Below are 16,093 nucleotides of genomic sequence, written 5' to 3' on the forward strand. Positions count from 1 at the left end.
CATTCCCACCACCGTGCGGGTGTCACGGGGATCGATCACGCCGTCGTCGTAAAGCCTGCCCGAGAGGAACATCGGCACCGACTCGGCCTCGATCTGGTTCTCGATCATCGCCCGCATGCCGGCATCGGCCTCTTCGTCGAAAGCCTGACCGCGGGCTTCGGCGGAAGCCCGGCCCACAATGGAGATAACCCCCGCCAACTGAGCCCCGCCCATGACCGCCGACTTGGAGCTGGGCCACGCGAACAGGAACCGCGGGTCGAATGCCCGTCCGCACATGCCGTAGTGACCGGCACCGTAGGACGCGCCGAGCAGGATCGAAATGTGCGGAACGGTGGAGTTGGAGACTGCGTTGATCATCATCGAGCCATGCTTGATCATCCCCCCCTCCTCGTACTCCTTGCCCACCATGTAGCCGGTGGTGTTGTGCAGGAACAGCAGTGGCGTGTTCGACCGGTTGGCCAGCTGGATGAACTGGGTGGCCTTCTGGGATTCCTCGCTGAACAGGACACCGCGGGCGTTGGCAAGAATCCCGATCGGATACCCGTGGAGTTCGGCCCAACCGGTGACCAGCGAAGACCCGTACAGCGGCTTGAACTCGTCGAAGTCCGATCCGTCGACGATGCGGGCAATCACCTCCCGCGGGTCGAACGGAATTTTGAGGTCGGCGGGCACGATGCCGAGCAGTTCCTCGGGGTCCTCGAGCGGTTCGATCACCGCTGGTCGCGGGGAGGGCCCCCGTTTCTTCCAGTTGAGCCGCTTGACGATGCTGCGTCCGATCCGGATCGCGTCCCGTTCGTCGACGGCAAAGTAGTCGGCCAGACCGGACGTACGGGCGTGCATTTCTGCGCCGCCCAGCGCTTCGTCGTCGGACTCCTCGCCGGTGGCCATCTTCACCAGTGGCGGCCCGGCCAGGAACACCTTGGACCGCTCCTTGACCATCACCACGTGATCGGACATTCCCGGGACGTAGGCACCGCCGGCGGTGGAATTCCCGAAGACCAGCGCAATCGTCGGGATCCCGTCCGCGGACAGCTGGGTCAGGTCACGGAAGAGTCGTCCGCCCGGAATGAAGACCTCTTTCTGCGTCGGGAGGTCGGCGCCACCCGATTCCACGAGGGAGATGAGCGGAAGCCGGTTCTGGCGGGCAATATCATTGGCCCGCAAGCTCTTTCGAAGAGTCCATGGGTTGCTCGTGCCGCCGCGCACCGTGGGGTCGTTGGCGACGAGCAGGCATTCGACGCCCTCCACCACACCGATCCCGGTCACCGTGCTCGCCCCGACCGGGAATTCACTGCCCCAGGCAGCGAGAGGGCACAGTTCGAGAAAGGCCGAATCCGGGTCGATGAGCAGTTCGATCCGCTCCCGAGGAAGAAGCTTGCCGCGTGCCCGGTGCCGCGCCGTATATTTCTCGCCGCCGCCGGCGATCGCCTTGGCGTGCTCGGCCTCGACCTCGGCCAGCTTGTCCGTCATGGCTTGTGCTGCCGCACCGTACTCGTCCGAACCGATGTCGAGCATCGACTTCAACGTCGTCATGCCTGATACCCCAATCGTTTGGCCGCGAGCCCCGTCAGGATCTCGGTGGTGCCGCCACCGATACCCAGAATCCGCATGTCCCGGTACTGCCGTTCCACTTCGCTCTCGCTCATGTACCCCAGTCCGCCGAACAACTGGACGGCCTGGTTGGCCACCCACTCACCGGCTTCGACGGCCGTGTTCTTGGCGAAGCACACCTCGGCGATGAAATCGTCCCCGGACTCGAGCGACCGCTCCACGAGGGTTCTCGTATAGACGCGGGCGACGTCGATCTTGCGCGCCATCTCGGTCACCGTGTTCTGCACCGGCTGCCTGCTGATGAGCGGACGTCCGAAGGTTTCGCGGTCCCGCACCCACCGCAGGGTGAGGTCGAGGCAGCGCTGTGCACTCGAATATGCTTGGGCAGCAAGCGCGATCCGCTCCGTCAGGAAGGCCTGAGCGATCTGCGCGAACCCACTGTTCTCGGCGCCCACCAGATTCTCGACGGGCACCCGTGCGTCGGTGAACGACAATTCCGCCGTGTCGGACGCACGCCAGCCCATCTTGTCGAGCTTGCGGGCCACCTCGAATCCCGGTGTGCCCTTCTCGATCACCAGCAGCGAGACTCCCGACGCGCCCTGCCGTTCCGGTGCACTGCCTCCGGTACGCACGGCGGTGACCACGAAGTCGGCGCGAACAGCCGAGGTGATGAACGTCTTGGAACCGTTGACGACGAAGTGGTCGCCGTCACGGACCGCAGTGGTCCGCAAATGCCCGACGTCGGAGCCGCCGCCGGGTTCCGTGATGGCGAGCGAGCCGATGAGTTCACCACCCAGAGTCGGGCGTACCCACTTCTCGATCTGCTCCGGGTCTCCGGCAGCCACGAGGTGCGGCAGGGCGATGCCCGACGTGAACAGGGACGCGAACACACCACCCGAGGCACCGGCCTGATGCATTTCCTCGCAGATCACCACCGCGTCGACGAGATCGCCACCCTCACCACCGACAGACTCGGGGAAACCGGCACCCATCAGTCCGAGTGCGGCCGCCTCGCGGTGCAGCGAACGCGGGATCTCCCCGTCACGCTCCCAGTCCGCGAGGTCCGGCAGAATCTGCCGTTCGACGAAACCGCGCACGGTCCTGCGCAGTTCCTGTCGTTCGGGTGTGTCCCACGCGCTCACAGCAGTACCTCCGGTATATCGATGTGCCTCGAGCGCAACCACTCGCCGAGGCCCTTGGCTTGGGGATCGAAGCGTGCCTGGGAGGCCACTCCGCGGCCCAGAATTCCCTCGACAACGAAGTTGACAGCACGCAGTTTCGGGAGCACATAGCGTGTGACCGTCAGGTCGGCGGTCTCCGGCAGGAGGCGCTTGAACTCCTCGACGGTGAGTACGTGCGCAAGCCACTGCCACTCGGCGTCGGTGCGCACCCACAGTCCGACGTTCGCGTTACCACCCTTGTCGCCGCTGCGGGCTCCGGCGATTGTTCCGAGCGGCACGCGGACCGTCGGCCCCCCGGGAAGCGGCGCGGGCAGGGGCGCCCCGTCGGCTTCCTCGAGTATCCGGGTCTCGCCGGCCGCAGCGACGTCCACACGCGTGCCGTCGGGCAGCACTGCGACATGCGGGACCTGTTCCGCATCCACATATCCCGGTGTGAAGACCCCGTACGGTTGCCCGTTTCCGGGCGGCGCCGTCAGCGTGAACCCGGGATAGCTGGCCAACGCGAGTTCCACCGCGACGGAGGAGAACCCACGACCGACCGTCTTCGGGTCGGGGTCGCGCACCACACACCGCAGCAGCGCGCTGGCGGCCTCCTCGGTGTCGGCGTCGGGATGGTCGGTGCGGGCGAGCGTCCACTCGAGCTCTGCGGGCCGGACGGTCAGCCACGCCTCGAGCTGCCGCTTCACCAGGTCTGCCTTGGCCTCGATGTCGAGGCCGGTGAGCACGAAGACGGCCTCGTTCCGGAATCCGGCCAGGCTGTTGAGCGACACCTTGAGTTGCGGAGGTGGTGCCTCACCGGCCACCCCACTGATCCGCACGCGGTCAGGGCCGTCCTGCGCGAGTTCGGCGGTGTCGATCCGGGCGGTCACGTCCGGTCCGGCGTAGCGGCCCCCGCTCACCTCGTACAGCAACTGCGCGGTGACCGTTCCGATGCTCACCGCGCCGCCGGTACCCGGATGCTTGGTGATGACGGACGACCCGTCGGCCTCGATCTCGGCGATCGGGAAGCCGGGACGATCGAGGTTGTCGATCTCGGTGAAGAACGCATAGTTGCCGCCGGTGGCCTGGGTGCCGCACTCGATGACGTGCCCCGCCACCACCGCTCCCGCGAGGGCATCGAAATCTTCTCGCGCCCAGCCGAAATGCGCGGCCGCCGGGCCTACGATCACCGAGGCGTCGGTGACGCGTCCCGTCACCACGATGTCGGCTCCCGCGTTCAGGCATTCCACGATGCCCCAGGCACCCAGATACGCGTTGGCGGTCAGCGGGGCGCCCAGGTCGAGCTCGGCAGCACGGGCGATCAGATCGTCGCCCTCGACGTGGGCGACGCGGGCGGAGAGACCGAGCGTGTCGTTCACCTCGCGAAGCGCCTGGGCAAGTCCGGCGGGATTGAGCCCACCCGCGTTGGCGACGATGCGGACACCCTTGTCGAGCGCCAGACCCATGCAGTCCTCGGCCTGCCGAAGGAAGGTCTTGGCGTAGCCCAGGTTCGGATCCTTCATCCGGTCGCGGCCGAGGATCAGCATGGTCAGCTCGGCCAGGTAGTCGCCGGTGAGGTAGTCGAGCTCACCGCCCTCGAGCATCTCGCGCATCGCCGAGAGCCGGTCTCCATAGAACCCCGAGCAGTTACCGATCCGCACGCTCATCGGGTGCCGATCTCACGGCCCTTGCCCGACGGGCCCGCGAACGCCTGCGCGATGTCGAGCCACGCGTCGGCGTCGGGGCCGGTCGCCACGAGCGCGAGATCTGCACGGTTGGCACGCTGCGTGACGAGCAGGCAGAAGTCCTCGGCGGGGCCGGTCACCTTCTGCGAAGCGTTTTCGGGACCCCAGGTCCAGACCGAAACCCCGTCGGGAGCGGTCAACTCGACGCGAAACTCTTCGGCCGGTGGCGAAAGCTCGTGCACCGCGAAGGAGAAGTCGCGGGTCCGGACACCCAGGTGTGCAATGCTCTTCAACCGGTTGGTCGGCTTCCTCGGCACCGAGAGCGCATCCGCGACATCCTGCCCGTGCGCCCAGGTCTCCATCAGCCGGGCGGTGGCCATCGACACCGCGCCCATCGGGGGCCCGTACCAGACAATTTTCGTGCCTGGGGGCACCGCGCCCAGCGCCTCGGCCAGGCGGGCGCGGGTGGTCCGCCACGCCTCGAGCAGTTCGGCGGGAGGACGGGCGGCGTGCCTCTGCGCACCGGTGTCGACGAAGCCCGCCGGGTCGGCTGCGGCGACGGTCGTCATTTCGTGAATGAAGGCGTCCGGGTCGGTGATCGCCAGCAACGACGCCTCATCCGTCCAGTGCAGATGCCCGATCTGGTGGGCGATCGTCCAACCTTCGGCCGGCGTCGGATCGGCCCAGCGGGCTTCGGGAAGATCGGCGACCAGCGCGTCCAGGGACTCGCTCTCGGCGCGAAGATCATCGATGAAACGCTGCAGCTCCGTCATGCGACCAGCATCACACTCACGTCATAAAAAAGCAAGCATGATTGATTGTTATTAGGTGTGCAGAACTCCGGCCACCCTGCCACGCTGGTGTGATGATCCGGAACATGCTTGCCCAGGCGGCACTGAACCCTCGACCCTCCCCGCGGGCGGTGGCGGCGCGGCTCGTCCCGAGGGCCGGCCACCGTATCGCCGGGAAGAGGATTCTGATCACCGGCGGTTCGTCGGGAGTCGGGGAAGCGGCAGCGCGTCGTCTGGCCCACCTCGGCGGGGAGGTGGTCCTCGTCGCACGGGGCGCGGAGGCCCTCGAGACCGTACGGGACAGCATTCTTCGTTCCGGATGCGAGGCTCACGCCGTGCCCTGCGACCTCACCGACCCGGCGTCCGTCGACCACCTGGTGTCGACGGTTCAGGGCGGGATCGGACCGGTGGACATCCTCATCAACAACGCCGGTCGTTCGATCCGGCGCACTGTCGAGGATTCGCTCGATCGATTCCACGACTTCGAACGCACGATGGCCCTGAACTACTTCGGATCGACTCGGCTGACGCTCGCCCTGCTCCCCTCGATGCTCGAGCGCCGGGAGGGACACATCATCAATGTCGCCACGTGGGGTGTGCCGGCCGGTGTCATGCCGAGATTCTCGGCTTACCACGCTTCCAAGGCTGCCGTCGGGGCTTTCGGCCGAAGCCTCGGCGCCGAGGTGCACGACCGCGGAATCGCTGTGACCACAGTCGATTTCCCGTTGGTGCGGACACCGATGGTCGCGCCGACCAAAGCCTACGACAAGATGGCCGCTCTCTCCCCCGAGTCGGCGGCGGAGTGGTTCGTCACCGCCATCCGGACCCGGCCCGTGGAACTGCTCCCCACCTACAGTGAATTGTTCCGCCTCGTCGGGATCTTCGCGCCCGGCGTCACGGATGCCGTGGTTCGCCGCTCCGGGATCTAGCGGTCGAGACGGACCGCCGCGCTCTCGCAACCGCAGTCGGATCGGTCCGAGTCGGCTTCACCCTTGCCATGATTCACCTCTGCCGATGCCCTCATGCGCGGTCGGGTACCGGGCGTGCAGTCCCTGGCCGACGGCGAGCAACCCGAGCCGATCAACACGGCTGCGTCGATCACTACCGCGATGCCGCCACCCTCTGCTCGAATACCTCGCCCGAGCCGTTCTGCTGGGCGAGTCGGCGCGCGTTGTCCAGGGCTTCCTGGGCCGCTGCCTTCACCGTGGCAGAATCCTCGGCAGGCGAGGATTCCTCTGCGGTTCCGGAATCCTCAACGGGCGCAGATTCTTCGACTGGCAACGACTCCTCGGCGGGATCGTGGAGCTCAGGTGTGGGGGTCGACTCGGGTTCCTGGGCGGGCTCGACGCCGCTGCCCGGTTTCAGATACTGACCGCAGACGGGCCACGCACCGGGACCCTGGGTCTTCAGGACGTTCTCGGCGACACGAATCTGCTCGGCCTTGCCGGCTTCCGACGGCACGCCCTTTCCACCGTGTGCTTCCCAGGTGCTCGGCAGGAATTGCAGGCCACCATAGAAACCGTTTCCGGTGTCGGTGGTCCAGTCACCGCCACTCTCGCACTCCGCGACACCATCCCAGTCGTGCGGTGCGGCAGAAGCAGTTCCGGCACTCAGGCCCAGCGGGACGGCAACGACCGCGCCGATCGTGGCGATCCAGCCGAGGGCACGCCTTTCGATATTGCGAGTGGTCATGCTGCATCAATCCTCTCCACTCGAGACGACCCGGCACGTCTGTCCGTGTGCCGCGCCCCTGCGCCTCGAAGGTTCCGGGATCCGTACGTAACCTCCTTCCGACATTCCTGGGGCAGAAATCGATCCCTGGGGCAGAAATAAAGCTGTGAAGCTCCGACTATCGAGCTGCAGCGACCGGATTTTCGGAATTCACGGGTTTCGATACCTTTTCGGGGCCGTGTCGTAACAACACCGTTATCGTCCGAATCGGATTTTCCAGGCGGGAACATACCCCCGGCACGACCGTGGTCCGATGTCGGCGATGGCCGAATGTCACAGCGGTTCAGTCAGATTGAACGACTGTGACATTGGGCCACGCGGGATGTGGCCCTACGAGGTGAAGAATTCTCCGTAATCTGCCCGAGCGAGGTGATCGACGGCCACCGCCTTGCCCGACGCGTCGGCGAGTGGAACCTTCCAATTCGAGTACTGGGTCTCGTCCGTGCCCGGCTGATTCTGGACGCGGTGCTCCCCCACGAGGTCTACGAGCGCGACACCCAGCAGCAGGGACGGACTCTGCCCGATCAATCGGTACAGCGCCGCCACGGTGTCCGATATCGACGCATCGGCGGCGAGCAGTCCGCGCTCGCGGGCAAGGTGGAGAACCGCCTCCCGCTGTTGAGCATCGCGATCCTTCTCCGAATCGAGATCGCGCTCGAGAAGGCCCAGTCGCGAACGTAGTTCGATGTGCTCACCCGCCAGATACCCCGCCGTCGGCGGCAGATCGTGCGTGGTGACCGAGGTCAGGCACAACGTCCGATACTTCTCGGGAGGGATCGGGTACGCCTCGTCCCGTTCGAACCACAGAATCGAGGTTCCCAGGATTCCACGTTCGGCCAGGTAGTCCTGAACCACCGGTTCGAAAACTCCGAGGTCCTCACCCACGACGACAGCGCCCGCTCGTTCGGCTTCGAGTGCGAGGATTCCGATGAGCGCTTCATGGTCGTAGGTGACGTACGTGCCCTCTGCCGGTGTGGCGGCCTCCGCCGGAATCCACCACAGCCGAAACAGGCCGAGTATGTGGTCGACGCGCAGCCCGCCGGCATGTTTGAGCACGGTGCGCAGCATGTCCCGGTAGGGCGTATAGCCGAGTTCGGCGAGCCGGTCCGGCCGCCAGGGCGGCTGATTCCATTGCTGGCCTTGCTGATTGAAGTCGTCCGGCGGCGCCCCCACGGTGACGCCCTCGGCCAGCGCCGACCCCAGTGCCCAGGCGTCCGCACCGCCCCGCTGCACGCCGACGGCCAGATCGTGCAGGATGCCGACGTCCATGCCCGCCGTCTCGGCTGCGCGCTGGGCCTCCTCGAGTTGTTCGTCGCAGATCCACTGCAACCAGGTGTAGAACTCGATCCGGTGGGCGAGTTTGCGCCGCTGCGCCTGCACCCATTCGCTGCCCGGCGACTGCGCCTTGGTGCCCCATCGCGGGTCGTCCGGTGGCAGTTTCTCGGTCAGGGCACACCACGTCGCGAAGTTCTCCAGACCCTCGCCCTCGACGCGGCGGAACTCGTCGAACCCGGCCTGCCTGCCCGGGCTGCGCTCCACCCGGTAGATGCGTTCGAGTATCCGCAGTTTCTCGCGGTACGACGTGTCACGATCGATCAGCCTCGCGTTGCGATCCGCCTTCACGAAGCGGGCCGAGGCCCGTCGCATCTCCGAGTAATGCTCGCGCGGCAACGACGCAGCCTCACGAATGTTCTCGACCCGGATGTAGAGCGGATTGACGTAACGGCGGGTGGTCGGAAGATACGGCGACGCCTCGAGGGGCGGGACCGGCTGCGCCGCGTGCAACGGATTGACGAGAACGAAGTCCGCGCCGTGAACCGACCCGAAGATCGAGGCGAGATCCGCCAGATCGGCGAAATCTCCCACACCCCATGAGCGCCGCGACCTGATCGAGTACAACTGGGTGAGCAGACCCCACCGCTGGTGCCCGCCCAGCGCGTCGGTGGTCGACAGCCGCGCCGGAGTGATCGCCAGGGTGCACGATGCCGACGCCCCGCCGGGAATCGATGCGCGCAGAGTGTGCCAGCCGAGTGGCAGTTCGGACGGCACCGTGAATGTCGCACGGCCGACGAGCGCACCGTCGACGGGCCTGGGATCGACCCACACGTCGAGTTGCCGGGCCGCGACGATCGTTCCCTCCTCGGTCTCGATCGACACCTCGACCGGCGAACCGTGCGGAACGTGCACCGCGAACCGGGGCTCCGTTCCCGCCACTGCCACCACCACGGGCGGCAGCATCCGCCGCCACGGAGCGAGATCGTGTTCCGCGTTCGCCTTTCCGACCTCGGCTTCGTCGGCGGCCGGGACGTCGAGCGCCGCGAGGACACTGCGCAGAGTCGCATCACTCACGTCGTGTCGCTGCTTGTCCCAGCCCTCGTAGGAAATCGCGACTCCGTGCCGGATCGCCAGCTCCCGCAGCTGTTCCGTGTATGTCACACCATGATCGTGCCAGTCCCGCGGCACCCGCGCGCGCCGTGCGCGGCCCCGAGCGGGTGACCGGTCCGCCGCTCACGCGACGGAGCGGTTGCCTATCAGCAGCAACTGCTGCGGAGCATCGATCCCCTTCAACTGGTGACTACCAGCAGGTTCTCCCCAGAACTCGTCGCCGTCGAGTTCCTCGAAGAACTCGCCGGTCACCACCACCTCATGCGGCGGTGCGATCGCCACCACCCGGCTCGCCATGTTCACAGGTCTGCCGAACCAGTCACCCGCGCTCGGGACCGCGGTACCCCAGGCGATTCCCGCGCGCAGCGGCGGCATTCCGTCCCGGCGCGCCGCGTCGACGAGATCGAGGGCCGCGCACGCGAGAGCGCCGGCGTCGGGCGACACCATCATCACCGCGTCACCGATCGTCTTGACCAGCCGCACGGGCGGGAACACGACATCGGTGGCGAGCCGGTCGAGCTGTTCCGCAACCCGGCCCAGATCCGCCGGAGCCACCTGTTCACCGAGGAGGGTGAACCCCACCAGGTCGGCGAAACACACCCCGATGTCGCGGGCACCGTGAATGTGCACGTCGGATTCACCGGCAATGCCGACGGCGTCCGAACGAAGCTGATGCCGCAGAGTGCCGGCCAGAATGTGCGCGAGAATATTCGACTCGAAATCGGCGAGTCGACGGATCTCCACCGCATACCGCAGCGCGACCTCGGGGTGGTCGCGCGCCGCCTCGAGACGGTCGTGCAACAGACCGGCGGCCGCGTCCGCCACCGTCCAGATATTGCGGCCGAGCACCCTCGCCGCAGCGAACAATCCGCTTTCGTCGAGCCCGAGGTCGAGGTATTGCCTGAGTCCTCGGGCAAGATCGAGATCGCTGTTGTTGTAGTAGGCCCCGTCCTCCGACACGCCTCGGCCGATCGCCCGGAACCATCTCTTGGCGTCGTCGGTCCCGATACCCGCCAGTTGCGAGATTTCTTCGAGGCTGTGACTGCCCTTCGCCGTCAGTGCGTGCTCGAGCAGGAGATGCGCGAGCCGATTCTCCTTGGTGGCCGCGCAAAGTTCCTCGAGGGACACACCCTCGCCGACCAGGGTGGTGAGCACCCCGACACGTGCGGACCGATCGGAGCCGCGGAGCCCGTCGAGCAGGCCTTCCCGCTCGAACTCCCGCAGCCCGGCGGGGCGTTGCCCCGGTCGGCGAAGCGAACGGGGTTGCGGCGAGACGAGCTTTCCGGGTCGCGGGATGTACACCGTCTCATCGTCCCAGGCGTCACGGTTCTCCCTGCGACGATCGGCCGAACTTTCTTCCGTTGCTTTGATGCCCGAACTATATTCGGGAAGTTCAGCCGGCCGAGCGCAGGAGGCGCGCACACCATGACGATCGATCACACGCTCACGGCCCCGGCCGCGCGGGAGATACTTGCCGCCCAGCCGTTCAGCGTCCTCGTCGGGGCTCGCATCACGCAATTCGGGGATGGCAGGACGACTCTGGAAATCCCCATTCACCACGAGCTTCTGCAACAGCACGGTGTGGTCCACGGCGGTGTGCTGTCCTACGCCGCCGACAACGCACTGACGTTCGCCGCCGGAAGCGTTCTCGGTTCGAACATCATGACCGCCGGATTCACCATCACCTACCTGCGCCCGGCACGCGGAGCACTACTGTCCGCGGAGGCGCGCGCAGACGGCGCAACCCGCCGTCAGGCCCTGTGCCGCTGCGACATCTACGCCGTCACAGAGGACGGTGAGCGAATGCTGTGCGCGGCAGCACAGGGCACGGCGACGGTGGTCGAAGACCGCACGGCGAGGGTGGTCGAAGACCGCTGACGACGGGTCAGTGCATGGTCGCGAGCGCGACGTCGTCCACCGGGATCCGCGGCTTGGTTCGCGGCAGCAAGGACGCCGGAATGACCGTGAGCACGATCAGCACCAGCGCCACCAGGAAGGTGTTGCCGAATGCGTCCGCCGCCTGACTCAGTCCTTCTGCGATACCTGCCGGGCCGAGCTTCTCCGCAATCTCGGGAACATGCTGCGCGGCGATCGCCGGCTGCGCCAGAGCACGCGACTGCAACTGGTTGGTGAGCACCACCGACATCAGGGCGGTACCGATCGACGCAGCAACCTGCTGAACGATGTTCATGAGGGTGGAGCCGCGGGCGATGTTGTGGTCGGTCAGCGTCTGCAGCGCAGCGGTCATGAGCGGCATCATCGTGCACCCCATGCCGAGACCCATCACGAACAGTGCACCCAGCAGGAACCAATACGAGGATTCCGAGCCGATCTGGGTGAAGACCGCCATGCTGGCCGCGATGACGACAACACCGGTGAGGACGATTTTGCCCGGACCCATCTTGTCGACGAGCTTGCCCGCGATGGGCATCGTGAGCATGGCGCCGATTCCCTGCGGGGCCAGCAACAGCCCTGCCGTCAGAGTGGTTTCACCGCGCACCTGCAGGAAATAGGTGGGGAACAGAAGACCGGCACCCATGAATGCGATCACGAACAGAGTCAGGGTGATCACCGCGACACTGAGATTGCGGTTCTTGAAGAGATGCAGATCGATCAGCGGATGCACCTTGCGCAGAGCGTGCCACACGAACACGGCAACCAGGACGAGTCCGACGATCGCGGGGATCAACACCCGCGCCGAGGCGAGGGTCTGCGTTTCCGGGACCGAGGACACACCGAACAGGAACAGCGCCAGCCCCGGCGACAGCAGCAGCATTCCCACGAAGTCGAACGACTCGGACGGGCTCGGGTTGTCGGACGGCAGGATGATCAGCGCGGCGACCAGTGCGACAATGCCGATCGGCAGGTTGATGAGGAAGATCCAGTGCCAGCTCGCGACCTCGATGAGCCAGCCGCCGAGGATCGGACCGCAGATCGGGCCGAGCAACATCGGGATGCCGAGGACGGCCATGACCCGGCCCACCCGCTGCGGTCCGGCTGCACGGGTCATGATCGTCATGCCGAGAGGCATGAGCATGCCGCCGCCGAGACCCTGCACCACGCGGAACGCGATGAGCGAGGTGATGTCCCACGCGAAGCTGCACAGCACCGAGCCGAGCACGAACATGACCAACGCCATGATGTAGAGGCGTTTGGTGCCGAATCGGTCGGCGGCCCAGCCGGTCAGCGGGATGACCGTGGCCAGCGACAGCGTGTACGCCGTCATGGTCCACGCGACGTTGGCGTAGCTGGTGTCGAATTCGTTCTGGAAGGTGGGCAGCGCCACGTTGACCACAGTCATGTCGAGGATCGACATGATGGCACCGATCACCACCACGGACGCGATCTTCAGAACTGCAGCATCGAGCTTGTCGTCCGCCTTGTCGGGCTCCGCACTCGCGGCGTTCGGCGATGTCATCGGGGTGTCTCCTGATTGAGTTCTCGCAGGGACTCCCCCGCGAGGATCGGTTCCAATGCCTCGATCAATCGCGTCCGGTCGGCCTCGGGAACAAGGCACGCGAAGCGCCGCAACTGATCACGTTTGCACTCGATGTGCTGGTCAGCGACTCTACGGCCGGCCTCCGACAGCGAGACCCGCTTGATTCGCCGGTCGTGCTCGTCCTCCCGGCGCACGACCAAACCCAGCTTCGCGAGCTGATCGACGTTGCGACCCGCGGCGGCCACGGAGAGCCGCAACCGGTCCGCTATCTCGTTGATCGGGAGGGGCTCACACCGCGGGGCCAGCGCGAACAGCACGCGTACCTGCGAAAAAGTGAGATCCAGCTCGATCAGCGCATCCATCGACTCCGACTCTCCCGCGCTCAACACCTGCGTGAAGAAATCGTTGAGCATATCGAAGAGATGTTCGGAGCTGTTCTCGGGCACTCCGAAAAGCTAGCGCCAATGCAACTATTTCCCAAGAGCGGGCATGGTGCAACCGATTAAGCTGTGTCCACTGTCACATCGGGCACGCCCGGCCGGGACGAGCCGGCAGCGACAGGGCGTCACCGGACGAACAGGCGCCGCCGTGTGCGGGCCGCGGCCAGCATGTCCGCCCTGTCCGTCAACTTCACTCGCGGCCGTCCGGACCCTTCGGCACGAGCCGTCTCCGTCGCGTCGATTGCCCGCCATCCCGCGAACCCGATCTGTTCGGGCTGCCGTCGGTCGAGCAGCCTGTTCAAGTCCTTGCGGCTGCCGACGTCACCGCGCAGCCGACCGGATTCGAAGTCGTCGAGCAGCGCCGCGACCGTCTCCTTGGCGCACGCCTTGTTGGTGCCAATGACCCCGCTGGGCCCACGTTTGATCCACCCCGTGACATACACCCGGTCGGATACGCGGCCGTGCTCGTTGGGAACGACGCCTCGACGGTCGTCGAACGGGAGCCCCTTCACCGGGTTGCCGCGGTACCCGATGGAACGCAACACCAGCGTGGCGTCGAGCGAGCCGCCGTCGCCCACCGGCCGCGCGATCAGTGCACCGGACTCGTCGGAAATCAGTTCGTTGCGGCCGTAACGAACGATCCCGGCCCTGCCCGCCCCGGCGATCTCCAGCGGCGACGCGAGATAGCGGAACACGATGCGCTTGTGTCCCGGCCGCGGTGAGCGCTCGGCGAACTCGCGGGCGAGCCGCACCTTCATTGCGACGGCCGGGTCGGCGAGTAGTGCCGCACTGCCCGGATCGAGGCGGAGATCGGCCTCGTCGATCACCACGTCCACGTTCTCGAGGTCCCCGAGGGCGAGGAACTCGGGGTTGGTGTACGCGGCCTGCGCCGGACCGCGGCGACCGAGAAGCACGACCTCCTCGATATTGCTGGCACGCAGCGCATCGAGGGCGTGCTCGGCGATGTCCGTCCGGGCGAGCTCGTCCACGTTCATGGTGAGGATGCGGGCCACGTCGAGTGCCACGTTTCCGTTTCCGACGATCACGGCGCGCCGCCCCGAGAGGTCGAATGCACGATCCGCGTAATCGGGGTGGCCGTTGTACCAGGCGACGAAATCGGTGGCAGCGTGAACGCCCGGAAGGTCCTCACCCGCAATACCGAGGCGTCGGTCGCTCGACGCACCGACCGCATAGATCACAGCGTGATGATGCGCGAGGAGTTCTTGGTGCGTGAGGTGTTCACCGATCTCCACATTGAGGTGGAACTCGAAGTTCGGCCTGTCGAGGTTCCACTCGAACATCCGCGTCACCTCCTTGGTGCCGGGATGATCCGGGGCGACGCCCGCACGGACGAGGCCCCACGGGGTGGGGAGCTTCTCGAACATCTCGACCTCGACATCCGAGCGCTCGAGCAGTTCTGCGGCCGCGTAACAGGCGGCCGGGCCGGCACCGACGACGGCGACACGCAGCTTCCCCAGATCGCGACGCGGTGGCGTCTCGGGGGTGAGTGGAATCCAGCCCGTCGGCATGGGGTGCGTGGTGTAGTAGTCGGCGTTGATCTCCTTGTAACGAGCAAGGGAACCCATGAGCTTGTCTTCGGGGAAGATCGCCTCGACCGGGCACGCGTCGACACAGGCCCCGCAGTCGATGCAGGTTTCCGGGTCGATGTGCAGCATTTCGGTCTGCGCGAACTCGCGTTCCTCGGGTGTCGGGTGGATGCAATTCACAGGGCAGGCCGACACGCAACTCGCGTCGTTGCAGCACGCCTGAGTGATGACATATGCCATTGCAGTTTCCTCACACCTATTGGACAGCTCTTTATGTTACAAGAAGTAACAGTTAGATCAGACTGTACTGAGTTGCTCGACGGCAAACAAGCCGCGACGCCGGATGCGAGAATCTAGGAGACGACCATGACCGAAGGAAGAATCACTTGGCACTCGACCAACCCCTCGCCGCCGCGCCACCGCGCGGCCAGTTCTTCGAAACGTCCTGGCCCGTCCGCACCGGCGACATCGACGCCGCCAAACGACTCCGCCTCGACGGGGTGGCGCGTTATCTCCAGGACATCGGCCTCGACAATCTCGACGCCGTGGACGCGGCGGACACACACCCCCTGTGGATCGTTCGGCGCACCGTCATCGACGTCCGCCGGCCCGCAGTCTGGCCCGAACGGGTGCATCTGAAGAGATGGTGCTCGGCGCTCTCGACGCGGTGGACCAACATGCGCGTGCAGATCGAGGGCGAGAAGGGCGCTCTGATCGAGACCGAGGGATTCTGGATCCACATCAGTTCCCAGACGGGCATGCCCACCCGGATCGACGACGACTTCATCGAGCGCCTCGGCGAATCTGCCGGCGAAACCCGGCTGAAGTGGAAGCGGTGGCTCGCCGAAAATGCACCCGCCCAGGACGCGGACGGCGTCGTGGACTCCGAATTCGTTCTGCGCCGCACCGATATCGATCCGTTCGACCATGTGAACAACGCCGTCTACTGGCAGGCGGTCGAGGAGTTGCTGGTCGATCACGAACATCCGGATGGCGGCCGTCTGGTCGACAGCCCTCACCGCGCCGTGCTCGAATACCTCTACCCCATCGTGTCGACCGACAAGATCGTGCTCCGGTCGCGCCGCGACGAGACGACGCTCATGGTCTGGTTCCTCGTCGACGACACCCTGCGGGCGGTGGCCCGGGTGTCGACGCTCTGATCGTGTCCGGCCGCGTGTGAACGCGTCAGCTCGCGCAGCCGAACCCCGCATCGTCGAGACCGGCGTGCGGTTAGCGTCAATGCCGCGCAGTTAGGGCGGCGGGTCTGTTGTCAAGTGTGCTGGTATGAGGATGCTGATGCTGATCTCGGCGTGGTAGTTGGTGCGGTCGATGTCGCCCTTGGCTCGGTGTTTGGAGATTGCGCG

The 16,093-nt window shown here is 66.1% G+C and carries 13 protein-coding genes; 3 read left to right on the forward strand and 10 right to left on the reverse strand.

Features of this window, described 5'->3' with window-relative positions; all coding sequences use genetic code 11:
* The 4 genes from WAW17_RS16625 to WAW17_RS16640 form a co-directional block, all read right to left on the reverse strand.
* Window positions 1-1,533: acyl-CoA carboxylase subunit beta (locus WAW17_RS16625; protein WP_422334048.1), on the reverse strand; the 1,533-nt coding region annotated here is incomplete at its 3' end.
* Entirely contained in the window at window positions 1,530-2,693 is a 1,164-nt protein-coding gene (locus WAW17_RS16630; RefSeq protein WP_422334049.1) for an acyl-CoA dehydrogenase family protein, read from the reverse strand. The genes WAW17_RS16630 and WAW17_RS16625, both read right to left, overlap by 4 nt.
* A complete protein-coding gene (locus WAW17_RS16635; RefSeq protein WP_422334050.1) occupies window positions 2,690-4,378 on the reverse strand; it encodes an acyclic terpene utilization AtuA family protein in 1,689 nt (562 codons plus the stop codon). The genes WAW17_RS16630 and WAW17_RS16635 overlap by 4 nt, the downstream gene beginning before the upstream one ends.
* Window positions 4,375-5,169 (reverse strand): TIGR03084 family metal-binding protein, encoded by a 795-nt coding sequence (locus tag WAW17_RS16640; protein ID WP_422334051.1) that lies wholly within the window; start codon window positions 5,167-5,169, stop codon window positions 4,375-4,377. The genes WAW17_RS16635 and WAW17_RS16640 overlap by 4 nt, the downstream gene beginning before the upstream one ends.
* A gap of 104 nt (window positions 5,170-5,273) precedes the next feature.
* Here WAW17_RS16640 and WAW17_RS16645 point away from each other — a divergent pair, with 104 nt between their 5' ends.
* Complete coding sequence (locus WAW17_RS16645; RefSeq protein ID WP_422334059.1) at window positions 5,274-6,116, forward strand: SDR family oxidoreductase; 843 nt, start codon at window positions 5,274-5,276, stop codon at window positions 6,114-6,116.
* Window positions 6,117-6,288: 172 nt separating this feature from the next.
* Here WAW17_RS16645 and WAW17_RS16650 read toward each other — a convergent pair whose 3' ends face one another.
* The 3 genes from WAW17_RS16650 to WAW17_RS16660 form a co-directional block, all read right to left on the reverse strand.
* A complete protein-coding gene (locus tag WAW17_RS16650; protein ID WP_422334052.1) occupies window positions 6,289-6,879 on the reverse strand; it encodes a transglycosylase family protein in 591 nt (196 codons plus the stop codon).
* A 369-nt stretch (window positions 6,880-7,248) separates the two neighbouring features.
* On the reverse strand, window positions 7,249-9,354 hold the full coding sequence (gene malQ / locus WAW17_RS16655; protein ID WP_422334053.1) for a 4-alpha-glucanotransferase: 2,106 nt from the start codon (window positions 9,352-9,354) through the stop codon (window positions 7,249-7,251).
* Between the two features lie 72 nt (window positions 9,355-9,426).
* Window positions 9,427-10,605 (reverse strand): adenylate/guanylate cyclase domain-containing protein, encoded by a 1,179-nt coding sequence (locus WAW17_RS16660; protein WP_422334054.1) that lies wholly within the window; start codon window positions 10,603-10,605, stop codon window positions 9,427-9,429.
* A 123-nt stretch (window positions 10,606-10,728) separates the two neighbouring features.
* Between WAW17_RS16660 and WAW17_RS16665 the strand changes: the two genes are divergently transcribed.
* Entirely contained in the window at window positions 10,729-11,181 is a 453-nt protein-coding gene (locus WAW17_RS16665; protein ID WP_422334055.1) for a PaaI family thioesterase, read from the forward strand.
* A gap of 7 nt (window positions 11,182-11,188) precedes the next feature.
* Here WAW17_RS16665 and WAW17_RS16670 read toward each other — a convergent pair whose 3' ends face one another.
* The 3 genes from WAW17_RS16670 to WAW17_RS16680 form a co-directional block, all read right to left on the reverse strand.
* Window positions 11,189-12,721: a DHA2 family efflux MFS transporter permease subunit gene (locus WAW17_RS16670; protein WP_422334056.1), complete on the reverse strand. Its 1,533-nt coding sequence runs from the start codon at window positions 12,719-12,721 to the stop codon at window positions 11,189-11,191.
* Window positions 12,718-13,155, reverse strand: a complete 438-nt coding sequence (locus tag WAW17_RS16675) for a MarR family winged helix-turn-helix transcriptional regulator (RefSeq protein WP_422334060.1) — start codon at window positions 13,153-13,155, stop codon at window positions 12,718-12,720. The genes WAW17_RS16670 and WAW17_RS16675 overlap by 4 nt, the downstream gene beginning before the upstream one ends.
* Before the next feature lie 152 nt (window positions 13,156-13,307).
* Window positions 13,308-14,969 carry an FAD-dependent oxidoreductase gene (locus WAW17_RS16680; protein ID WP_422334057.1) on the reverse strand — a complete coding sequence of 554 codons (1,662 nt, stop codon included), beginning with the start codon at window positions 14,967-14,969 and terminating at the stop codon, window positions 13,308-13,310.
* Window positions 14,970-15,115: 146 nt separating this feature from the next.
* On the opposite strand from WAW17_RS16680, the gene WAW17_RS16685 reads away from it, so the two are divergent.
* A complete protein-coding gene (locus WAW17_RS16685) occupies window positions 15,116-15,889 on the forward strand; it encodes an acyl-[acyl-carrier-protein] thioesterase (RefSeq protein WP_422334058.1) in 774 nt (257 codons plus the stop codon).
* Window positions 15,890-16,093 lie beyond the last annotated feature (204 nt).

Source organism: Rhodococcus sp. (in: high G+C Gram-positive bacteria), from assembly GCF_049286785.1.
GTDB lineage: Bacteria > Actinomycetota > Actinomycetes > Mycobacteriales > Mycobacteriaceae > Rhodococcus_F.

What these genes read in the sequence shown, in the direction of transcription:
- WAW17_RS16635 (WP_422334050.1), bottom strand. Translation starts at nt 4,378, where the DNA reads ATGAGCGTGCGGATCGGTAACTGCTCGGGGTTCTATGGAGACCGGCTC.
- WAW17_RS16640 (WP_422334051.1), bottom strand. Translation starts at nt 5,169, where the DNA reads ATGACGGAGCTGCAGCGTTTCATCGATGATCTTCGCGCCGAGAGCGAG.
- WAW17_RS16645 (WP_422334059.1), top strand. Translation starts at nt 5,274, where the DNA reads ATGCTTGCCCAGGCGGCACTGAACCCTCGACCCTCCCCGCGGGCGGTG.
- WAW17_RS16650 (WP_422334052.1), bottom strand. Translation starts at nt 6,879, where the DNA reads ATGACCACTCGCAATATCGAAAGGCGTGCCCTCGGCTGGATCGCCACG.
- WAW17_RS16665 (WP_422334055.1), top strand. Translation starts at nt 10,729, where the DNA reads ATGACGATCGATCACACGCTCACGGCCCCGGCCGCGCGGGAGATACTT.
- WAW17_RS16670 (WP_422334056.1), bottom strand. Translation starts at nt 12,721, where the DNA reads ATGACATCGCCGAACGCCGCGAGTGCGGAGCCCGACAAGGCGGACGAC.
- WAW17_RS16675 (WP_422334060.1), bottom strand. Translation starts at nt 13,155, where the DNA reads ATGCTCAACGATTTCTTCACGCAGGTGTTGAGCGCGGGAGAGTCGGAG.
- WAW17_RS16680 (WP_422334057.1), bottom strand. Translation starts at nt 14,969, where the DNA reads ATGGCATATGTCATCACTCAGGCGTGCTGCAACGACGCGAGTTGCGTG.